The 18,995-nt window shown below is 58.8% G+C and carries 17 protein-coding genes; 10 read left to right on the forward strand and 7 right to left on the reverse strand.

All coding sequences use genetic code 11. The annotated features are described in order from the left end of the window. Positions 1 to 90: 90 nt before the first annotated feature. The 8 genes from ACPJXG_RS10785 to ACPJXG_RS10820 all read left to right on the forward strand — a co-directional run bounded on the left by ACPJXG_RS10785 (position 91) and on the right by ACPJXG_RS10820 (position 7,334). Positions 91 to 834 carry a hypothetical protein gene (locus ACPJXG_RS10785; RefSeq protein WP_425254215.1) on the forward strand — a complete coding sequence of 248 codons (744 nt, stop codon included), beginning with the start codon at positions 91 to 93 and terminating at the stop codon, positions 832 to 834. Positions 835 to 1,026: 192 nt separating this feature from the next. Continuing rightward, the gene (locus ACPJXG_RS10790) at positions 1,027 to 1,857 is read left to right on the forward strand and encodes a hypothetical protein (protein WP_425254216.1); all 831 of its coding nucleotides are present in this window, start codon (positions 1,027 to 1,029) and stop codon (positions 1,855 to 1,857) included. Then, positions 1,857 to 3,707, forward strand: coding sequence for a hypothetical protein (locus ACPJXG_RS10795; RefSeq protein WP_425254217.1), 1,851 nt, complete (start codon positions 1,857 to 1,859; stop codon positions 3,705 to 3,707). The genes ACPJXG_RS10790 and ACPJXG_RS10795 overlap by 1 nt, the downstream gene beginning before the upstream one ends. A gap of 67 nt (positions 3,708 to 3,774) precedes the next feature. Then, on the forward strand, positions 3,775 to 4,203 hold the full coding sequence (locus ACPJXG_RS10800; RefSeq protein ID WP_035819886.1) for a hypothetical protein: 429 nt from the start codon (positions 3,775 to 3,777) through the stop codon (positions 4,201 to 4,203). 14 nt (positions 4,204 to 4,217) lie between these two features. Then, positions 4,218 to 4,715 carry a glycoside hydrolase family 19 protein gene (locus ACPJXG_RS10805; protein WP_425254218.1) on the forward strand — a complete coding sequence of 166 codons (498 nt, stop codon included), beginning with the start codon at positions 4,218 to 4,220 and terminating at the stop codon, positions 4,713 to 4,715. Continuing rightward, positions 4,712 to 5,038 carry a hypothetical protein gene (locus ACPJXG_RS10810; protein ID WP_425254219.1) on the forward strand — a complete coding sequence of 109 codons (327 nt, stop codon included), beginning with the start codon at positions 4,712 to 4,714 and terminating at the stop codon, positions 5,036 to 5,038. Before ACPJXG_RS10805 ends, ACPJXG_RS10810 begins: the two co-directional genes overlap by 4 nt. Positions 5,039 to 5,190: 152 nt before the next feature. Next, complete coding sequence (locus ACPJXG_RS10815; RefSeq protein ID WP_425254220.1) at positions 5,191 to 5,364, forward strand: hypothetical protein; 174 nt, start codon at positions 5,191 to 5,193, stop codon at positions 5,362 to 5,364. A gap of 470 nt (positions 5,365 to 5,834) precedes the next feature. After that, entirely contained in the window at positions 5,835 to 7,334 is a 1,500-nt protein-coding gene (locus tag ACPJXG_RS10820; protein ID WP_278316292.1) for a nucleobase:cation symporter-2 family protein, read from the forward strand. 27 nt (positions 7,335 to 7,361) lie between these two features. Here ACPJXG_RS10820 and ACPJXG_RS10825 read toward each other — a convergent pair whose 3' ends face one another. The 3 genes from ACPJXG_RS10825 to ACPJXG_RS10835 form a co-directional block, all read right to left on the reverse strand. Then, positions 7,362 to 12,404, reverse strand: coding sequence for a diguanylate cyclase domain-containing protein (locus ACPJXG_RS10825; RefSeq protein ID WP_425254221.1), 5,043 nt, complete (start codon positions 12,402 to 12,404; stop codon positions 7,362 to 7,364). A gap of 232 nt (positions 12,405 to 12,636) precedes the next feature. Further along, positions 12,637 to 12,927, reverse strand: coding sequence for a phage tail protein (locus ACPJXG_RS10830; protein WP_425254222.1), 291 nt, complete (start codon positions 12,925 to 12,927; stop codon positions 12,637 to 12,639). A 39-nt stretch (positions 12,928 to 12,966) separates the two neighbouring features. Continuing rightward, a complete protein-coding gene (locus ACPJXG_RS10835) occupies positions 12,967 to 14,082 on the reverse strand; it encodes a DUF3667 domain-containing protein (protein WP_425254223.1) in 1,116 nt (371 codons plus the stop codon). A gap of 351 nt (positions 14,083 to 14,433) precedes the next feature. Between ACPJXG_RS10835 and ACPJXG_RS10840 the strand changes: the two genes are divergently transcribed. Then, complete coding sequence (locus tag ACPJXG_RS10840) at positions 14,434 to 14,589, forward strand: DUF4113 domain-containing protein (protein ID WP_425254224.1); 156 nt, start codon at positions 14,434 to 14,436, stop codon at positions 14,587 to 14,589. A gap of 21 nt (positions 14,590 to 14,610) precedes the next feature. Here ACPJXG_RS10840 and ACPJXG_RS10845 read toward each other — a convergent pair whose 3' ends face one another. From ACPJXG_RS10845 to ACPJXG_RS10860, 4 genes are all read right to left on the reverse strand, one after another. After that, a complete protein-coding gene (locus tag ACPJXG_RS10845) occupies positions 14,611 to 15,471 on the reverse strand; it encodes a hypothetical protein (protein WP_425254225.1) in 861 nt (286 codons plus the stop codon). Positions 15,472 to 15,547: 76 nt separating this feature from the next. After that, complete coding sequence (locus ACPJXG_RS10850) at positions 15,548 to 16,153, reverse strand: hypothetical protein (protein WP_425254226.1); 606 nt, start codon at positions 16,151 to 16,153, stop codon at positions 15,548 to 15,550. Positions 16,154 to 16,371: 218 nt separating this feature from the next. Then, positions 16,372 to 17,361, reverse strand: a complete 990-nt coding sequence (locus ACPJXG_RS10855) for a tyrosine-type recombinase/integrase (RefSeq protein ID WP_425254227.1) — start codon at positions 17,359 to 17,361, stop codon at positions 16,372 to 16,374. 336 nt (positions 17,362 to 17,697) lie between these two features. Beyond that, on the reverse strand, positions 17,698 to 17,961 hold the full coding sequence (locus tag ACPJXG_RS10860; RefSeq protein WP_305052492.1) for a hypothetical protein: 264 nt from the start codon (positions 17,959 to 17,961) through the stop codon (positions 17,698 to 17,700). 297 nt (positions 17,962 to 18,258) lie between these two features. Between ACPJXG_RS10860 and ACPJXG_RS10865 the strand changes: the two genes are divergently transcribed. Next, complete coding sequence (locus tag ACPJXG_RS10865; RefSeq protein WP_425254228.1) at positions 18,259 to 18,840, forward strand: recombinase family protein; 582 nt, start codon at positions 18,259 to 18,261, stop codon at positions 18,838 to 18,840. The last annotated feature ends 155 nt before the right edge of the window (positions 18,841 to 18,995 follow it).

Consider the following 18,995-nt stretch of genomic DNA (forward strand, 5'->3'; position numbering starts at 1 on the left):
TAAGCCAGTAGCTATAGCGCAAGTAGTTGGCGCCACTTTGGTATGGAGCAGCGGCTCCCGAGAAACTAGAATTATATATGGGGTCTACTAATGGGAACCGGATTAATCGTCTATAACAGCAGTAATATTATACAAATTGATCAAGACTATAGGAATTACTTTTATAAGTATAAGTTCGCTAGATCTAATTTAACAACGAATCAGACTCTGGTAATTATGACTGCAGTAATGTCTCCGGCAGACTTTGGCGGCCTACCAGACAGCCCCTATAACTTGGGCTACAGTGCGTACATTGATGTGGACGCTCAAAGCCCATTTGTAGCTTTACGGATAGATGCAGCCCACGCTACAAATGCTTATGGCGTGCAGTACATGGCCTCTACCCAAATAAGCACAGGAAGATGGCGTTTATGGTTCATCTATTCTGCTGGCTGCGAATTTACCCTATATGTGCTGGACTCTTTATCCCCCGGTGAGGCTACAAAGGTTGGTTTTACGGTCTATAGAGCAGATGGCAGCATTGCTTTTGACGCTGGTTGGAAAGTCGCACGAGTGGCATCAGTTTCGTCATTTGATGCTGGCGGAAGAGAATATGCATTTGCCCCGTCAGGCTATGGTTTTTACCAAGTGGAGTGGGAAGAGAGCGGGAGTATTGACTACGACGGTATATCAGCGCATGCCCAGTGTGTTGCACGCAAGCCGGACGGCACTGTTGGCGAATGTACTGTACCGGTATTTTTCTACAGCGAAGAAACTGTTCCTGGTGCAAATTTACCTTATATGAACCCTTATCAAATTTATGGCGGTATATTTTTGGATGTGACAAATGTGTAGAGAAAACTTGATTTTTTTCCGAGGCTTTTCTATCCCGTGCACCAAGAAAATTGAACCAAACGCAAATGTGTGTGCATGTGGAACCTGTCGACATTCCCCCCTCCATTCGCATTACAAATGCGCTACCACGTTAGTACCGTGCTGCTCGAAATGGCGGATTGTTAATACCAATTTTCTGGAGTTGGCGACATCATGAGTAATCTTCGCATCATTTACGACAACGCCGCCGACCGTGCGTTGCTGACCGCATCAAGCCAGGCCGCGGCGCTGGGGCCGGCCAACCTGCAGCGCGAAGGCAAGTTTGCCGTGCTGCGCTCGCTCGGCGTGGCCTTGACCATTACCGCCACCTGGCCCACTCCCGAGATTATCGGCTGCGCGGCCCTGCCATTTTGCAACCTGACGCCGACGGCGACGATCCGCGTGCGCGGCTACGTCGAGCCTGGTGACGCCGTGTCCGATTTTGACACGGGCATTGTGCCTGCATGCGAGTACGCCAGGCTGGGCATGTGGAACTGGGGGGCGCTGCCGCTGGGCGTGAACGCTTTCAGCTATGGCGGCGGCACGTATGGCCGCAGCTGGTTCCAGATGCGCAGCGTCAAAAAACTGGTGATCGACCTGGCCGACCCGGACAACCCGGCCGGATACATCGAGGCTGCGCGCCTGGTGGCTGGCCCCTACTGGAGTCCGGAGCAGAACGCTTCGTATGGTGCTGGCGTCACTTCTGTCGACACCAGTACGCAGAACAGGGACGGTGCTGGCGGCCAGACCGTGACGCGCGGCGCGCTGTACCGCAAGCTGTCGCTTGCGCTCGACCATATGACGCCGTTGGACAGGGCCGAGGTGTGGCGCATCGTGCGTGGCAACGGCTTGTCGCGTCCGCTGCTGGTCAGCCTGTATCCAGAGAGCGAAGACGGCGAGCTGGAGCAGGCGCATCAGGTATATGGCCGTATCTCCAGCAATTCCGCCATCACCACACCGTATTACCAGGCATATGCCACCAACATCGAAATCGAGGAACTGTAATGGGCGACTTTTTTTACTATGGCCAGAAGGATACGATCCGGCGCCTGAATGAATTGGCCGGGCGCGGCGCCGTGGTGGCATCGTACGCGCCAGCCGTGGGGATGTCGCCACTTGGCGGGGCGAATGGCTACATGACGCCCGCGTGGCTGGACCCGAGTATCCCAATTACAACGACATTTCCTGTAGGGGTGGGCATAACCAATAAATCTGGCTACAGCTACATTGGCCAAAATCCTCCTACGGGCCTCTGGTATCGGATTGCCACATTTGCAGCTGACGGCGGCAGCAATGCGCAGCATCTGCGTATTGACGGGGTATTGAATGATAGCTGGGCAGCAAACGCCAGTTCCCCTTTCGTCCTCATGATGGGCGTCCGGGGCGGCTTTTACTACGATTCGACCTTTAATGGATCAGTTCCGATCAACGCTAGAATAGCGGTCTACCAACAGGTGAATGGAACGTTTGAAGTGTACCTGCACTTCCGCCCTGGCACGTATGGTTCGGCGTCATTTAACCTGCTGGGCTTTACCACGACAACATACGCACAGCCTGTATCAGTAACAGTAACTCCTGCTGGAACAATGGTTTATGACTCAGGCAATGCTGCTGTATATCCGCCACGTATGCGCGGTATATCCAATTCCGGCACGTACGCAGGCCTGCACGGTGCGGTGCAGGTCAATAATGGGTTGTTTATCGGGGATTGGACCACAGGGGGCGGATATATCCGACCAAGCGCGGTGGGAGCTGCGGTGGGCGCCGTAAATGACGTACTTTCGCTCGGCATAGGAGGGCTCGCTGGAAGCTACTCGGCCGGACAGTTTGTCTGGTATGTCTCGGGCGGTAACAACGCATTGGCTGGAAAGGAGGGGTTTCGCCTGATTCTCAGATCATACGACAAAAATTCCAACACAACTTCCGCAGATTTAATGAGGCTTGGCGGGAGTGGCTTGGTTTATATGCCGTTTCTGAAAGCAGGCAGTACGGATATCAACGCGCGACATAATATTAGCCGAGGCTCGGCCCAGGGCGATGAGATCCTGTATGTGGGTAGAGACGGTGCGACCAATCCCAGCGTTGCCATTCTCGCGGCAGACGGGCTTGGCGGGTGGAACAACGCCAATAACGTGTTGTACGTCGGCAAGCATTCTGTATCTGGACGCAGCCTTTCTGCGGCGGGCACAGTAAATACTGGCGGCAACGATTATGCAGAGTACATCCATAAATCCGCAACCTGTGCGTCTGTGCTGGCGGGACAAATTGTAGGCATCACTGCTGACAATAAGGTTACCGACCAATGGACCGACGCCGTCATATTTTCGATCAAATCGACCGCGCCGTCGTTTGTCGGTGGTGATTCCTGGGCTGACGATGTGGGGCCACGCCCATCCCCACAGGCAGGCGCGGCCCCAGTCCAGCCCGTTCGGCGCGAAGACGTAGTTGCGCAGCAGGTGATTCCCGACACCGACCCGCCGGAATTTGAGGAGGTGGTTACCGAACCCGGCGACAGCGACGATGAGTGGACAGAAAAGCAGGCGGCCTTCGCTGCCGCGCTGGAAGCGCATGAACTTGCCGTGCAACAGGACGCCGAGGCCATGGCCGCCTTCGACGCCGCACTGGAAGTCGCGCGCCAAAAAGTCGACCGTATCGCCATCGCCGGCCGCGTGCCGGTCAACGTGCTGGGCGCCCAGCCGGGCGACTACATCGTGCCGGTGCCGGACGGCGCCGGCATCAAGGGTATCGCCGTGCACGAGGATGATCTCACCATGAAGCAGTACCTGCACGCCGTCGGCCGCGTGATCTCCATCGAGTCGGATGGCAGGGCCTACGTGATGGTCAAGGCCGTGTAGCAAATCAGTCTTCCACTTTGAACCCGCTTCGGCGGGTTTTTTCATTTCCACCACCTGAAAGGCAATCATGGCCCTCGAAACCACCGCCGCCGGCGGCGCTTTGATCAAACTGTTTGGCGTGCCCGTGCTGGCCGGCGCCGCCGCCACGTCGCTGGGCTTCATGTTCATGTGGCCCCAGTCGACCAAGGAGGCATTTATTCGTTTTTGTTCCAGCATCATCATTTCCACCTTTCTCGGCCCCGTGCTGGTGGCTGCCGTGCTGTCGTGGTGGCCCAGCCTGTTCGACAGTGCGAAGACCGTGGCGGGTCTGTATGGCGGCGATCCGGCCACGGGTTTCTTGTTCATCGCCGCGCCCGTGATGGTGGCGGCCGGCTTGCCTGCCTGGTGGGTGCTGGGCGCTTGCGTGCGCTGGTTCGACAAACGGCGCGGCAAGGATATCGGCGAACTGGCGGCCGATGCGGCCGCTGCCGTCAAGGATGTGCGGGGCATGCTGTGACAGGCGCCCAATTGATGCAGATCATGCCCTTGGCCGGCCGCCGCGCTACGCTGTTTCTGGCGTCCTTGAATGCGGCGATGTCCGAGTTCGATATTGATACGCCGCTGCGCCGGGCATCGTTCCTGGCGCAGGTGGGCCACGAATCGGGACAGTTGCGCTATGTGCGCGAGCTGGCCAGCGGCGCTGCTTATGAGGGGAGGGCGGATCTGGGTAATGTGATCGCTGGCGATGGCGTGCGCTTCAAGGGACGCGGCTTGCTACAGGTGACGGGGCGCGCCAATTATGCGGCGTGCGGCGTGGCGCTGGGCCTGGACTTGCTGGCGGCGCCGCAGTTGCTGGAAGCGACGACTTTCGCGTGCCGCTCGGCGGGCTGGTTCTGGCAATCGCGCGGCTTGAACGGCCTGGCCGACGCGGGTGATCAGGAACGGGTGACGCGCCGCATCAACGGTGGCGTGAACGGCCTGGCCGAGCGCCTGGCCTTGTATGCGGCAGCGCGCAAGGTGCTGGCATGAAGCCGTCGTTGTTTGTGCTGGCCATGCTGGTGCTGCTGGGCGCAGCCGTGTTTTGCGCGCAACGCTGGGGACATGAGGCGGGTCTTGCCGCGTGCGCGGCGCAAGTGCAGGAGGTGGAGGGGCTGTTGCGGCGCCAGAACCAGGCGCTCAATGCGATGCGGGAGGAGGGCGCGCGCCGGTCGGCGCGGGTAGGGCAGGCAATGGCCAGTGCGCAGGCAGGGCAGGCAGAGGCGCAAGCGGCAGCGGCGCGCATCCTGGCGCTGCACCCCGAAGGCGACGCCTGCCGTGCCGCCGAGGCGCTGATCGCCAGTGAAATGCCATGAGGCCGCTGAGCGAACGTGAGAGTGAAAGTGGGAGGAGTGTGCGGTGGCGGGCAAGGCGGCGCAGTATCAAGTGCGCCGCCGAGCTATTGCTGGTGAGTTTATTGACTGGCTGTGCGGCGTGGGCGCCGGCATCACAGGCGGAAGTTTGGCCGGTGAGCGCGCCTTGCCTGGTCACGCGCCCAGTCGCGCCCGCCTTGCCGGCGGTGCCGTCCCACGGCATCTTCGAGCAAGTGCAAGCCTTGCTGGCGCGCGAGCAATTGCGTGCCGCCCATGTGCGGCAGCTGGAAGCGCTGCTCGATGCCTGCTCCGGGCCAAATAACTACTGACAACGCTTGACTACGCCTGATAACAACGTGTCGGGTAGAGGGAGGGCACGGCCCCCGGTTTGCTCAGGAAGCGCCACTGCACGAAGTATGTGGCGTTGAAGCGGTGAGCGTCGCGGGCCGCGCATGACGACGCGCAGCCGGTTTTGACAGGCGATCCTGGATTCACCCATCAGTCACCAATGGCCTGCCAGCGCTGCCGCCGTTTGCCGCCTTCTGGTGCAGGCGCGGGGCGGCATGCGAGAAAACGGTGCATCCATCGCCCAATTGCTTGATCTCTGGTGAATTTCGGCACAATTTCTGTATACAATCGACCTGGCACGATGCGTGCATGGCATACCTTGGTCGTCCCATTCAAGGAGCTTCGCATGCCTCATCCGCCGCCACTGTGTTCCTGTCGTCCCGTTTCTCTCTTGCTTTTCCCTTTCACCTGCGCCCATCCGGGCCGCGGCAACCCAGGAAATGGAGCGTAAATGGCCACTCCCCGATTGAAATCGATCCACCGCAGCGTGCCTGGCGCCACGCCTGCCGCGCCATCGCCCGTCGATGAAATCCTGCCTGCCGGCAAGCTGTTTACCTTGGGCTTGCAGCACGTGCTCGTCATGTATGCGGGCGCCATCGCCGTGCCGCTGATCGTCGGCCGCGCCCTCAAGCTGCCGCCCGAGCAGGTGGCGGCATTGATCAGTGCCGACCTGTTCTGCTGCGGCCTCGTGACCCTGATCCAGTCCCTCGGGATAGGCAAGTACTTCGGTATCCGCCTGCCTGTCATGATGGGCGTCACCTTTGCCGCCGTCAGTCCCATGTTGGCCATGGCGAACAATCCGGCCCTGGGCATCACGGGCATCTTTGGCGCCGTGATCGGCGCCGGCGTCGTTTCCATGCTGATCGCTCCCTTCATCAGCCGCCTGCTGGCCCTGTTTCCGCCCGTGGTTACGGGCAGCATCATCGCCGTGATCGGTGTGTCGCTGATGCGCGTGGGCGTGAACTGGGCCATGGGCGGGCCGCCCGCCATGGCGCAGATCGCCGATCCCGCCTTCGTCAAGATGGCCGCTGCCGCCACGGCGGCCGGCTTGCCTGGGCCGCTTGGCCCCGTGCCGCTGATCGCCAATCCCGGCTATGGCGCGCTGGACAACATGGGTATTGCCTTCTTCGTGCTGGCCGTTATCTTGCTGGTGGCCAAGTATGGTCGTGGTTTTCTGTCGAATATCGCGGTATTGATCGGCATCATCGCCGGCACGGCACTGTCGTTTGCGCTGGGCAAGGCCGATTTCGCCAAGGTGGCCAGCGCCAAGGCCTTTGCCATCGTCACGCCGTTCCAGTTCGGCATGCCAACCTTCGACGTGGTTGCGATTATCACCATGAGCCTGGTGATGATCGTCGTCATGATCGAGTCGCTGGGCATGTTTCTGGCGCTGGGAGAGATGACGGACAAGCGCATCACGCAGGATGACATCAGCCGCGGTCTGCGCGTCGATGGCCTGGGCACCCTGATTGGCGGCATCTTCAACACTTTTCCGTACACCTCGTTTTCGCAAAACGTGGGCCTGGTGGGCGTGACGGGCGTGCGCAGCCGCTGGGTCTGCGTGGCGGCCGGCCTTATATTGCTCGTCATGGGCGTGATCCCGAAGATCGCGCAGACGGCTGAAGCCGTGCCGGCGTTCGTGCTGGGCGGGGCAGGGCTGGTGATGTTCGGCATGGTCGCCGCCACCGGGATCCGCATCCTGGCCGGCGTCGACTACAAGAGCAACCGCAACAACCTGTTTATCGTGGCCCTGTCGATCGGCTTCGGCATGCTGCCGCTGGTGGCGGAGCAGTACGCGCAACACATGCCCAAGGCCCTGTCGCCATTGCTGCACAGCGGCATCCTGCTGGCCGCCATCGTCGCCGTGCTGCTTAACCTGTTCTTCAATGGCCTGGCGTCGCAGGAAAGGGCGCGGGAGCAGGCGCGCGAGAACAGCCATGGCAGCGAGTAAGGCGCCGCCCGTTGCCATGAATGCGGGTTAGCCGGGCGGCAGAATCCTCAGTACCACGCAATTGCGTCCCGCATCCTTGGCCTGGTACAGGGCGGCATCGGCCAGGCGCAGCAGCGCGTCCGGATCGGCGGCGCCCGGCGCCGACTGCACCGCGATGCCGACGCTGATCGTCACCTGTTGCGCGTCCGTGCTCGCGTGGACGATGTCCAGATCTTCGATGGCGCGCCGCAGCGCTTCGCCGATCTGGCGCGCTTCGCCCGCGCCCGTGTTTGGCAGCACGATCGAAAATTCCTCTCCGCCGTAGCGCGCCGTCAGGTCGCCCGCGCGCCGCATGCCGGCCGCCAGCGCCTGCGCGACCCGGATCAGGCAGGCGTCGCCGGCCTGGTGGCCATGCCGGTCGTTGAACAGCTTGAAGTAGTCGACGTCGAGCATGACGACGGCAAGCGGCTGGCCAAGGCGCGTGGTGCGCGCGCATTCGGCGCGCAGCACGTCGTCGAAATGGCGCCGGTTCGACAGTCCCGTCAAGCCGTCGGTGATGGACAGGGTCGCCAGCTTGCGGTTGGCGTCTTCCAGCTGTTCCGTGCGCTCGGCAACGCGCCGTTCGAGGCTGTCATGCAGCCTGGCGCTAGAGATCGAGATCATCGCCTGCGCGCCGAGCATGCGCAGGAACGCGACGCGTTCTTCCGTAAACGAGGCGTCGGCCAGCCGGTTTTCGAAGTACAGGATGCCGTCGATCTGCCCGCCATGCCGGATCGGCAGGCACATGACGGCGCGCGGCAGGTGCGACTGCACGTATGGGTCGGCGGCAAAGCGCGAGGCGCCCGTGATGCAGTCTTCGATCACCTCCGCGCCAGTGCGGATGACGTAGCGCAGCAGCGACAGCGGGAATTGCGGGTCGCTGGCGGCGTTCAGGTCGAGCTGGCGCGCTTGCAGCACGGTGACGCCATCGCCATCGATATTGGCTTCCAGCCGGTAGCTGCCTTCGGACAGCAGCAGCAGGCGCGCCACCTGCCCGCCGGCGTTTTCGCACACGATGGCAATGAGGCGTGTCAGCACGTTGCGCAGGCCGACTTCGTTCGACAGGATTTGGGCCGCCTTCAGCAGCGACACCAGGTCGAGCGCGGAACTGCCGTGCGTGTGGGAGACGGAATACCGCTGCGTGCCGCGCCCCTCCATCCTTGACAGCAGCGCGGTATGGGCCTCGCGCAGCTGCGCCGCCTTGCCCTCCGCGCCCCACTGGCCGTAATGGGCGATGGCGTCCCGGATGAAGACGGCGGCCACGCGCGGCTGTCCCTGCTCGCACCAGCATTCGCCGCATAGTTCGTTGCCCAGCGCTTGCATGTTGACGTAGCCCGCGAGCGCGGCGGCGTCGATCGCCTGCTGGTAAAGGCGCGTGGCCAGTTGCAGGTCGTCCCGGTAGCGCGCCATTTCTGCCATCACCAGCAGGTGTTTGGCGGCGCTATTGTCCGAGCCTTGCCTGGCCCACGCGGCAAGGTTCTCCTGCAGCGTGCCGATCATGGCCAGCATGGCGTCCGCATCGGTGCGTGCGGGAGCGCGCCGCAACGCGCGGATCAGGATCAGCGCGGCGTAGAAGCTGCATTCGGCAACCTTGGCCTGGCCGCGCATGATCTGCGTGACGATGCCGAGCTGGCCGGCCAGCTGTTCGGCGTCGGCGCTGTCGAACAGGTAGGCGTTGCGGATTTTCCCTTGCAGGAAGTAGGCGCGGTACAGCTGCGAGTCGCCATATTGTGCGAGGAAGCGCGCCTCGCTGAAGGCGGCATCGTCGTAGCTGTCGTGGTGGGGCAGGAGTCCCATCAGGCATTTGATCGGCTGGACCGCGGCGGCGACGCAGCAATCGGCCATCGCCTGCTGGCCGTTGGCGCGCATCAGCGCCAGGTCGTGCCCGATGTCGTGCATCAGGTGCGGCAGGTAGTCGCCAAGGATGATGCGGTCGGTGGCGCGCACGGCCGTCACCACGCCGACCTGCACGAAATCGGCGATTTCCAGCGCCCAGCCAAACGCCTCGTCGTACAGGGCGTCGGAGCTGCGCAGCGGCTGCGTCCAGTGGTTGCTGAGCGCGCCGAACATCAGGCCCGTGAGCGTGCGCGTCTGCAGATTGGCACGGCGCCTGGCCAGCGCCATCGCCATCGCGCCGAAGTCGTAGCCGCGTGCGATGTCGCCGCTGTACAGCGCCAGCATCATCGCGTAGCCGACATAGGCAACGGCGCTGAAATCGCTGTTCCCCCGTTGCATGGACAGGCGCGTCATCGACACCACCATCAGCGCGCTGAGATCCTGCTGGCCGGCGTAGTAGCTGGCCATCCACAGGCCCTGCATCATCTGCATCGCGGCCACCGCCTCCGGTTCGCACATGTCGGCCGCCGCCAGCAAGGTCTCGGGCGCCTGCGCGCCAGGCTGGCGCCCGATGTCGGCGAGGATATCGGCGAAGCGCGCCTTCATGTGCGCCACATCGTGCGGAATGTCGATGTCCAGCTGCGCCAGGCCGTCGCGCTGCACGGCGATGGCGTCGAGCAGGCGGCCCTGTAATTGATACTGGTGCGCCTGGATGGCAATGCAGCGCGCTTGCAGCAAGGGGTTCAGGGCGCGGGCGCGCACCACTGGATAGATCGCCTCGGCGGCGTCGAACTGGCCACACAGGTAGGCCGCTTCGGCCGCGCCGAGCTGCAGATCTAGCCAGAGCCCGGCGTGGATGCTCCATGCGTCCGCCGGCAGCAGGTCGAGACCGATTCGCATGTGCTCGAGGGTGGACTGGAACGCGGCGGAGCGCCTTGCCTTGACGCCGGCCTGGAGATTGAGCATCGCCAGCTGCGCGCGCTCGTCCGCATCGTCAAGCAGCGCGCGACCGGCGTTGAGCTGCTCGACGATGTCAAACAGCGTCTCGTCCTGGCGCTCCGGCGGCGTATGCCGCAGCAGCAAGCGGCCGATCAGAAGATGGTTGGCCACGCGCGTACCGGCATCGGCGACCACATAGGCTGCCTGCTGCACCCGGTCGTGCAGGAAGCGGTAGCTGACGCCGCTGTTGCCAGCAGCGGTGTCGCCATTGACGTATTTATAGCGTTCGTCGAGCGGCTGGATCAACCCGGCCCTGAGCGCCGGCCACAGGTCTTGCTGCGTTTGCCGCGCTGTGCGGTCCACCGCCAGGGTGAGCGTGTCGAGCGTGAAGCGGTTGCCGCTGGAGGCGGCCAGTTGCAGCAGGTGCTGCGTGATTGCTGGCAGGCGGCGGATTTTTTCCAGCAGCACCTCGACCACGTTGTCGGTGTATCTGGCCTGTTCGATCGCGGGCAGGTCCCAGTCCCAGCAATCGTCGGCGGGCCGGTAGCGCAGGTGGCCCGATTCGTTGAGCGCGGCGAGGAACTGGTTGAGGAAAAACGGATTGCCGGCCGTCTTGCGGTAGCAAATGCTGGTCAGCGGCGCGCAGGCGTGGGCCGGCACGCGCACGCTGGCCGAGACCATTTGCGCCACCTGCGGCTCGGTCAGTGCGCTCAGTAACAGCGTCGACAGACGTACGTCACGGGCGAGCAGCTTGTCGCGCAGCGCGATGAGCGGATGCGCGGCGCCCACCTCGTTGTCGCGGTACGCGCCGATGAACAGCAGGCAGCTCTTGTCGCAGGAGACCATCAGCAGCTCGATCATCCGCAAGGTGGCCGCATCGGCCCATTGCAGGTCGTCGAGGAACAGCACCAGTGGATGCCCGGCGCAGGCGAAGACTTCGACGAAGCGGGGGAAGAGGCGGTCCAGGCGCCACTGGACCTGTGCCGGCGCCGATGCGGGCATCGCGTCGGTGGCGCCGACGATCAGGGCCAGTTGGGGAATCAGCTCGACGATCACGCCCACGCCGCTGCCCAGGGCCTGGTGCAGTTTTGCGGACCACTGCCGCAGCGTTTCCTCGGGCTGGCCGAGCAACTGGCGCACCAATCCCTGGAAGGCCTGGATCAGCGAGGCATACGGCACGTCGCGCTGGAGCTGGTCGAATTTCCCGGACAGGAAGCAGCCGCGCCGGGCGATGATGGGCTTTTGCACTTCGTTGATGACCGCCGACTTGCCGATGCCCGAATGGCCGGCCACCAGCAGCATCTCGCACCTGCCCGCGCTACTGCGCTCAAACGCCGCCAGCAGCGCGGTGATGGCATCTTCGCGCCCATGCAGCGTTTGCGGCACCAGGAAGCGGCCGTTGTGGTCGGACAGCTTGAGCGCCTGCGTGGGCTTTTTCGCGCGGCACGCTGCGAGGTCGCTGCGCAGGCCTTGCAGGCTCTGGTAACGCTGATCGGCATTTTTTTCCAGCAGGCGCTGGATGATCGGCAGCAGCTGGCCGGGCAAGCTTGCCAGCGCCGGGTGCGACCAGTCGGGACTGCGCGCAATGTGGCAATGCACGAGTTCCATCTCGTCGCCTGCTTCGAACGGCGCCTGGCCGGTCAGCAATTCGTACAAGGTGGCGCCCAGCGCATAGAAATCGGCGCGCCAGTCGACCCTGCGGTTCATGCGCCCGGTCTGTTCCGGCGCCATGTAGCGCAGCGTGCCTTCGAGGGTCTGGAGGCTGACGATGCCATGGCTTTCGTAGGGCAGTTCACAGGCGATGCCGAAATCGATCAGCTGCAGCAGGCGCCGCTCGCCATTCCACACCAGATTGGAGGGATTGATGTCCTTGTGGATCACGCCCTGGCGATGGACCTCGTCCAGCGCGGCGCACAGTTGCAGCGCGATGTCGAAAAAATCATCCAGCGCCAACGCGGGTTGCGACGGCGTCCTGCGCGCCGCCACCTGTGCGCGCAATAGCTGGTCGAGCGCCAGGCCGCCGGTATCTTCCTGCAGCATGGTCCAGTGCCCGCCATGCAGCTGCAGCGCCAGCGGACGCGCCACGCCAGGGTGGCGGCAGCGGCGCGCGATCGCGTACTCGCGCTTGAACTGCGCCAGCTGCTGGAAGGAGGGGAACTGCTGATTCGGCATCTTGGCGATCAGCGCTGTGCCATCGGCCGCCCTGGCGCGGTAAACCCGCGAACGGGCGCCGCTGTGCAGCTGTTTGATGATTTCGTGGTTGAAAAGGGAGCGCATGGGCTGGGCTTGGCGGTACACAGACGGTTGCGGGAGCCTTGAGGCGCACAATTCGAAGTCTTACTTCGTTGCAAGTATTATATCAGCAGGGGGCCGTGGGGGAGGGGACGGGGTGATGGGGCTTGTTGTAAAAATGCCAGTGGAAGCAGGCGAGTGCGGGTGCGGGAATGGAACACGACGACTGTAACAACTGTAGCGATAGCGGGGAAACATGGCCAGCGTGATGCCCTGGTCATGCTCCGCGCCTAATTGCAGCCCGCCCGACTGGACGCCGCCGTGCAGGTGCTTGGCCAGGCCGATGGTGCCAGCCAGCACGTCCTCGCTCGCGTTCACTGTCCCTTTCGGGCAGGTCCAGCTTGATCGAAATATCGACCGTTTCATGGTTGTTGAAATCGACTTCGAAGGCAATGCCGTGCTTGCGCCGCTCGTCGTTGGCCAGCAGGTCGAGCTGGCGGACTTTCAGCCAGGCGATCAGGGCCACCATGATGGCGTCGGCACCGTCCGCGTAGTCGGTGACGATCATCGGGTTTGCGACCTCAGAACATGGCCCGACCTTGTGTCGCTAGTGCATGCTCTTCATCAACACCAGCACGAGGAACACGCCAAGCACGAGGTTGGCCGCCAGCAGCAACATGCAAGTGCGCCACAGCGCGCCCCATTTGCCCAGGTTGTAGGTGCCGCGTAGCTGCAGAAACATGTGCAGGGGCGGCGCCAGGCACACCAGCAATGCGATCAGCCAGCCCTGGTTGAGCATCGCTAGCGGTATCAGCACGGTAAACAGCAAGGACATGAAGCACAGCGAGTACAGCACGAAGACCGCATGGTCGTACATGGCCACGCCTGGCTTCCAGAAAAACATCAGCCACACGAAGGGCAGCGAGATCGGGATCAGCAGGAACGAGAACTTGTAGGCCGTGTTCTTGAACTTGTAAAACGCCAGCTCGGGATTCTCTGCGGCGTGATGAAAGCTTTTTTCCAGCTCCGGAAACATGGCGTTGGGATTGGGCGGGCTGGACGCGATCCTGGCGGCAGTCTTGTCGAACCAACCGGGCTCTGTCAGCTCAAGTGCTTCTTCACCGGTCGCTTTTTCGGGCGACACGACGTGCAGCAGGCGTTGCTCGGCTTCGTGGTGCAGCTTGCGCGAAACGGCCAGCGCCTTCTCGACACCAGCGACGCCGATATCGGCCTTGCGGGCCTCCTCCAGCGCCAGCTCATTGCGCTCGACCTTGAGCTTGGCAGACGCGGCGTGTTTGGTCAGCGAGGCGATATTGGCGTCGCGGGTGAGGAGCTGGCCGCCGCCGAACGAGGTGGCGAAGAAGGTCAGGAACACCATGAACAGGAACAGCGCGAGTGGCGAAACATAGTTCTTGCGCTGCCCGTCGATGTAGCGGCGCGTCAGACGGCCAGGAAAGGCCACCAGCAGCGGGATCGTCTTCCAGCCCTTGGCGTCGAAGTGCAGGATGCCGTGCACGACTTCTTCGGCCAGGTGCAGCAACGAATGGTGGACGTGGGCCGACTGGCCGCAGGCCTGGCAAAACGCGCCTCCCAGCGGCGCCTGGCAGTTGGCGCAGTTCGCAACGTGCGCGGCACTGGCCGGCTGCGGCGTTTTATCGTCCTCAACCTCGCTGGCCGCCACACCTGCCATCGCCAGGGCGCCGACCGCTTTCAGCTCACTCATCGTGCAACTCCCACCAGGAAAATGGCTGATTGTGCAACAAGGCGCCTGTATGTTCAAGTAATACTGGCAAAAACGGCAGTCGGTATGCTGCCGGACAGTGCCGCAGCGGCATCGCCAATGCCATCGAGCAGAGGGCGAGAGGAGGCGAGAGTCAGGTCCAGAGGGGGCGAGGGGCAGGTCCGGCAATCGAACAAAAACCTAACAGCTTTGCGCTTCAAAGCAGGGGGAATTCTGCGACGCCAGTTCTATAAAAGCTGAGGCCGTGTCCAAATATCAGACCTGACCCTGGATGCACAGTACCAAGGTGCTTTGTTTGATACCAGTCTTGAGCAAGAGGGGGCGAAAAGAGTGATGGCGACATTGGACGTACTCAATAAGCGATTTGGACGCGATACGCTGCATTTGGGGTCAGCGGGCATTACCAGACGTTGGCGTACGTTATCTGAAAACAGAACACCTAGATACACGACAAATTGGGATGAACTGCCAAAAGTATCATCTAAATAGTAGTTCTCTAAAATGGTCTTGCTAGTCAAGATGGTTTTCCGCTTTACGCATTTTTTCAAATTTCTCATTAAATTTAATAAAATTACTTAATTTTCTGTAAACCGTGAAGAGATCCTCTTTTTCTTGCTCTGAGAATAGTTCAAAAAGAGGGTCGCTGTAGTCTTTTGGCCACTGTGCTGCCTCCCAAACTGCTCTAATAGCTGTTTCAGGAATGCGGCGATTTCCATTTGACCAATTAATTCCATCTTCATTCCCAGGCTCAACCGAATCCCATGAAGCTAATTCTAATGATTGTACATTTTTAACGCCATAGAAAAAAGCAGGACTCTTATTGGTTAGTAGAATGCGAAAGTATTGTCGAATTTTCATTTGCCGTACTTCGAGAATATTTTTGTGATTTTCAATGGATATATCATCTGCAAGTTTCTTCGCAATTTTCAACATCCTGGCCGCTCGAATCCAAGTCACTCGATCATTGTTTCCGTCATCAAGTAAAGTTTGAGCCTCTGCGTAAGCATGTGTGGCATTTTCTAAATTGAATAGCGAGCGTGATACTTTTTCTTGATACTCGCTTTCATTTCTTTGGAAGTCTAATTGGGCGTTCTGAATTTCGATTAATTTTCTATTTTCTTCCTCCCTTTTGTCATGTTCTTCACTCTGAAGAGACATTTGTTTTTGCTGAGAGTGGATAGTATAAACTAATCCGCAAAATCCCAAACCCGAGAATAAGCAATTAAGTACACCAAAGCTATCACCAACTGTGCCCATTTCCGATATTAGTGTTGGCTTCATGGATGTGTAAACAAAAATACAAAAGGAAGAGAAAATAAAAATAACTGAAATAAATGCAATTATTACGAAATGTTGTTTGATTTTTGCCATATGTAAATATATCGAATTTAATTATTTGATCGCGATTAAAAAAATTAATGGTTGTGCTGATGGGATAGCGTTCCAATTAGGATTTCGTAATTCCCCTTATGGCCGCATCTAGTGCGTGGAGCTCTTCAATATCTTTGGCATGATGTTTATGCAAGAGATCAGAAAACCACCGATGAAAATCGTTAACCGTTGCACGATATTCTGAGACCAATGCAAGTAAGTCAAAATCGCCAGGCAAAGCGGCAAGGTATTTTTTGCTTCGTGCTTTCCAGTGCCCCCAAGATTTCAAAATTTCCAATTCAAGAAGTACCTTGTTACTCATTTCCATTTCTTGTTGATCTGGATGTGAGGATAGACTTAAGTGCATTTTTAATGGTGGAATTCCTGCATGCATAAAGTAATTTCGCAAATCCTCAATGACTGCAGCATTGCCATTATTTGAAAATATCATTTGTATTTTTTCATGATATGACAATTTAATGAATTCAGTATTGTTGTAATTTTCATTGACAAATAAGCGCGTATGCTCCACAAGACTTTTTGCAGAAGCAGCCATATTGTGAAAGTGCCTTATTACTTCTTGGAAAATAAATTCTTGCCTTCCTCTCTTTTCAATGTCCCATATTTCTAAGGTGAATTCTGGGTCACCCAGTTGTTCTAAGCTAAAAACCAGAGAACCCATATTCATTTCAAAGCAGTGGTGACTGAAGCTATAAATCCTCATTCTGTTAGTAAACAACATGCCTTTGCATGTTAGAAAATCATTGAATGTCGGAGAGTTAATGTTCATATTTTAAAATGTAATGAGGAAAATGCATTGAATTCCAAGGCATAAATTTAATGGCAACGCAATCTAGTATAGATTGCTATTGTGAACAGCAGGGATGGTGTGGCTAAAATTTATAATTTTTTAGCTATTTCTGCTGCTGTTTCGTTGTAATAAACCTGCAACTGGCGAATATCTTTGTGTCCAACCATCCTAGCTAATTCAAGAATATTCAACTTCTTAGCCAACCTTGTGATCGCTTCGTGTCTGGCGTCGTGGAATGTGAGTCCTTCGATACCGGCGCGAGTAACTGCTTTTCGGAAAAGGCTATCTCGGCTTTCATCGGTCACGTTGAAGTAAGGGGTGCTGGCCGCAGGCACAGGAAGTTCGCTTAGGATTTCAAGCGCACGCTTTGAAAGAGGGACGTCGCGTTTGCTGTCGTTTTTCGTGCGAGGGAGATGCGCAACCGAGCCAGTGATGCGTTCGGGCGTGAGACTGAGAATCTCGCCTGACCGCATGCCTGTTTCAATTGCAAACAAAAATGTTGCTGCGACGATGCCGGAAACATTGGTGATCTTACCATCGTAGGCAAGTGACAAGCAGATGCGGTCAATCTCATCTTGGCTGATTAGGCGGTCCCTCGGCGGCGGATCTTTAGGGCGACGAACGTCTGCGGTAGGGCTTTTTGAAGCCCAATTCCATTCGCGGCGCGCAGTTGTGAAAACATGTGAGATCAAGTTGAGGTCGCGATTGACCGTTGAGCCCAGTACAGTTTTAAGACGCATATCACGCCATTGCCCCAAGACGTCCGGTGTAATCTCCGTGACCAGGTAGTCGCCCAGTTGCTTGTCGGCGACGATGTGCCTGGCGATGGCGGATAGCCGGATGGTTTCCCATCGCGCACCCTTTTTGTGTACAGAGACCTCGTCGCGGTAACGTTCAAAGGCTTGTAGACAGGTTTTGCCTGCGACGATCCCGGTGGCTTCGCTGCGGCGCAGCTGAGCTTCCCGCTCTGCCGCCCATGCAACGGCTTCTGCCTTAGTACTGAATGTCTCCGATTCGCGGGTGCCAAGCACTGCTACTTCTGCGCGCCAGCCGCCTGAACGTTTTCTGAATGATGCCATGATCTCTCCAATTTGGCGTAATCATGGCGTAAATTTGGCGTAACGCCTATCAGTTTTTATCGGGAATAATCGGGAATGATCGGATTGATCAGGCAAGAAAAAAGCCACTAAATCCTTGATTCTATTGGATTTAATGGCTTTATCGGTACTTCTTCGATTTGTCTGGTGGTGCCGGAGCCGGAATCGAATTAACCCCGGAAGCCAGCCTATCATGAGGGGTCTTTGCCGCCATTGAGCTTAGATACCGTCAAAAGTACCGTCAAAAGAAATAGGGGCCGTGTGAGTGCTACCGGGATTCCCGCAGTTGCACCCACCGCGCTTGGCCGCGCCGGTGATTTATGCGGTGTGCTTTTCGGCCCAGGCGATCACTTCCCGCGCCTTGTATAGCGCTTGGGAACGTCCCTCCACCGGCAATCGAACCGGCCGGGGAAAACTCGGAAGGCAGACAATATCACTGCGCACGCGATTCGTTGATCGCTTGAAATACGCGGCGAGGCAGCTGGTGTCCCAGAGGTCGACTGATAGCGGTATCGGTGGCCGCTGCATCTTTTCTATCGCTTCCGCCAGTCTGGTCAGAACATCGATTTCGGTGGGTGTCATACTTGTGGTCCTTTCTCGTCGTAGTAACGCCAGGCCCCACCATAGCAGGCAGGGCATCTTGACGTCATTTTCAAGCAGCGTGCGCCTAGCCAATCGCGGTGACTTGACGGCTCGATCAGGCTTGCCAACCAAAATCAAGGCAGCAGTATTCAAGCAACATGTTCAAAAACGACCGTTTATGAACATGCGATAAAACCCCTTCATTGCACTGTTCATAAAATACACCTTTGATTTATGTGCATGTTCATATATATTGAATACGTTATTGAACATGCTTGCTCATACTTGGAGATAGAAATGGCAACTTTCGCATACGGCCGAGTTAGCACGGCAGACCAGACCACCGAGAACCAGCGCCAGGAGATTGAACGCGCCGGGATCGTGATCGATTACTGGTTCGCAGACGAGGGCGTATCGGGAAAGGTACCAGCAGCGCAGCGGCCGCAGTTTGCGCAACTACAGCAGCAGATACGCGCTGGCGAAACGCTGGTTGTATCCAAGCTTGACCGCCTGGGTCGTGATGCGCAGGACGTCGGCGCCACTATCAAGGCGCTGGCTGCCCGCCGCATCGAGGTGGTCGTGCTGCAGCTCGGCAAGCTTGATCTGACCTCGCCGGCAGGAAAGCTCATGCTGACCATGCTGGGCGCCGTCGCGGAAATGGAGCGGGACCTCTTGGTAGAGCGTACCCAGGCAGGACTGGCGCGCGCCAAGCAGCAAGGAACGGAGTTGGGCCGTCCAACCAAAACGAATGACAGCCAGCGGCTGGCCATCGTTGCGCAGCATGCAAAAGGCGTGTCGATCAGCGAATTGGCACGCACCTATGAAATATCACGCGCCACCATTGGCCGGATACTCAAGGCCCAGCCCGATGCGGCATAGGCCGTTGGGGGAGTGCACGCACCAGCTGCTTCGCTGGTGCGATATGGTTGCTGTGATACCTGCACCATAGGAGCATGGTGCAGGTACTGTGCAAGGCCATCATCAACACGATGGGTAGAGCGTCTATAATTGCCAGATCGACAGGTTTGCCGGGA

The organism is Janthinobacterium sp. NFX145, from assembly GCF_049810325.1.
Lineage (GTDB): Bacteria > Pseudomonadota > Gammaproteobacteria > Burkholderiales > Burkholderiaceae_D > Janthinobacterium > Janthinobacterium rivuli.

Excerpts from the sequence above, each read along its gene's own strand:
- ACPJXG_RS10820 (WP_278316292.1), top strand. The coding sequence starts at position 5,835 with ATGGCCACTCCCCGATTGAAATCGATCCACCGCAGCGTGCCTGGCGCC.
- ACPJXG_RS10795 (WP_425254217.1), top strand. The coding sequence starts at position 1,857 with ATGGGCGACTTTTTTTACTATGGCCAGAAGGATACGATCCGGCGCCTG.
- ACPJXG_RS10830 (WP_425254222.1), bottom strand. The coding sequence starts at position 12,927 with ATGATCGTCACCGACTACGCGGACGGTGCCGACGCCATCATGGTGGCC.
- ACPJXG_RS10865 (WP_425254228.1), top strand. The coding sequence starts at position 18,259 with ATGGCAACTTTCGCATACGGCCGAGTTAGCACGGCAGACCAGACCACC.
- ACPJXG_RS10860 (WP_305052492.1), bottom strand. The coding sequence starts at position 17,961 with ATGACACCCACCGAAATCGATGTTCTGACCAGACTGGCGGAAGCGATA.
- ACPJXG_RS10785 (WP_425254215.1), top strand. The coding sequence starts at position 91 with ATGGGAACCGGATTAATCGTCTATAACAGCAGTAATATTATACAAATT.
- ACPJXG_RS10810 (WP_425254219.1), top strand. The coding sequence starts at position 4,712 with ATGAAGCCGTCGTTGTTTGTGCTGGCCATGCTGGTGCTGCTGGGCGCA.
- ACPJXG_RS10855 (WP_425254227.1), bottom strand. The coding sequence starts at position 17,361 with ATGGCATCATTCAGAAAACGTTCAGGCGGCTGGCGCGCAGAAGTAGCA.
- ACPJXG_RS10790 (WP_425254216.1), top strand. The coding sequence starts at position 1,027 with ATGAGTAATCTTCGCATCATTTACGACAACGCCGCCGACCGTGCGTTG.
- ACPJXG_RS10800 (WP_035819886.1), top strand. The coding sequence starts at position 3,775 with ATGGCCCTCGAAACCACCGCCGCCGGCGGCGCTTTGATCAAACTGTTT.
- ACPJXG_RS10835 (WP_425254223.1), bottom strand. The coding sequence starts at position 14,082 with ATGAGTGAGCTGAAAGCGGTCGGCGCCCTGGCGATGGCAGGTGTGGCG.
- ACPJXG_RS10845 (WP_425254225.1), bottom strand. The coding sequence starts at position 15,471 with ATGGCAAAAATCAAACAACATTTCGTAATAATTGCATTTATTTCAGTT.
- ACPJXG_RS10805 (WP_425254218.1), top strand. The coding sequence starts at position 4,218 with ATGCAGATCATGCCCTTGGCCGGCCGCCGCGCTACGCTGTTTCTGGCG.
- ACPJXG_RS10850 (WP_425254226.1), bottom strand. The coding sequence starts at position 16,153 with ATGGGTTCTCTGGTTTTTAGCTTAGAACAACTGGGTGACCCAGAATTC.
- ACPJXG_RS10840 (WP_425254224.1), top strand. The coding sequence starts at position 14,434 with ATGGCGACATTGGACGTACTCAATAAGCGATTTGGACGCGATACGCTG.
- ACPJXG_RS10825 (WP_425254221.1), bottom strand. The coding sequence starts at position 12,404 with ATGCGCTCCCTTTTCAACCACGAAATCATCAAACAGCTGCACAGCGGC.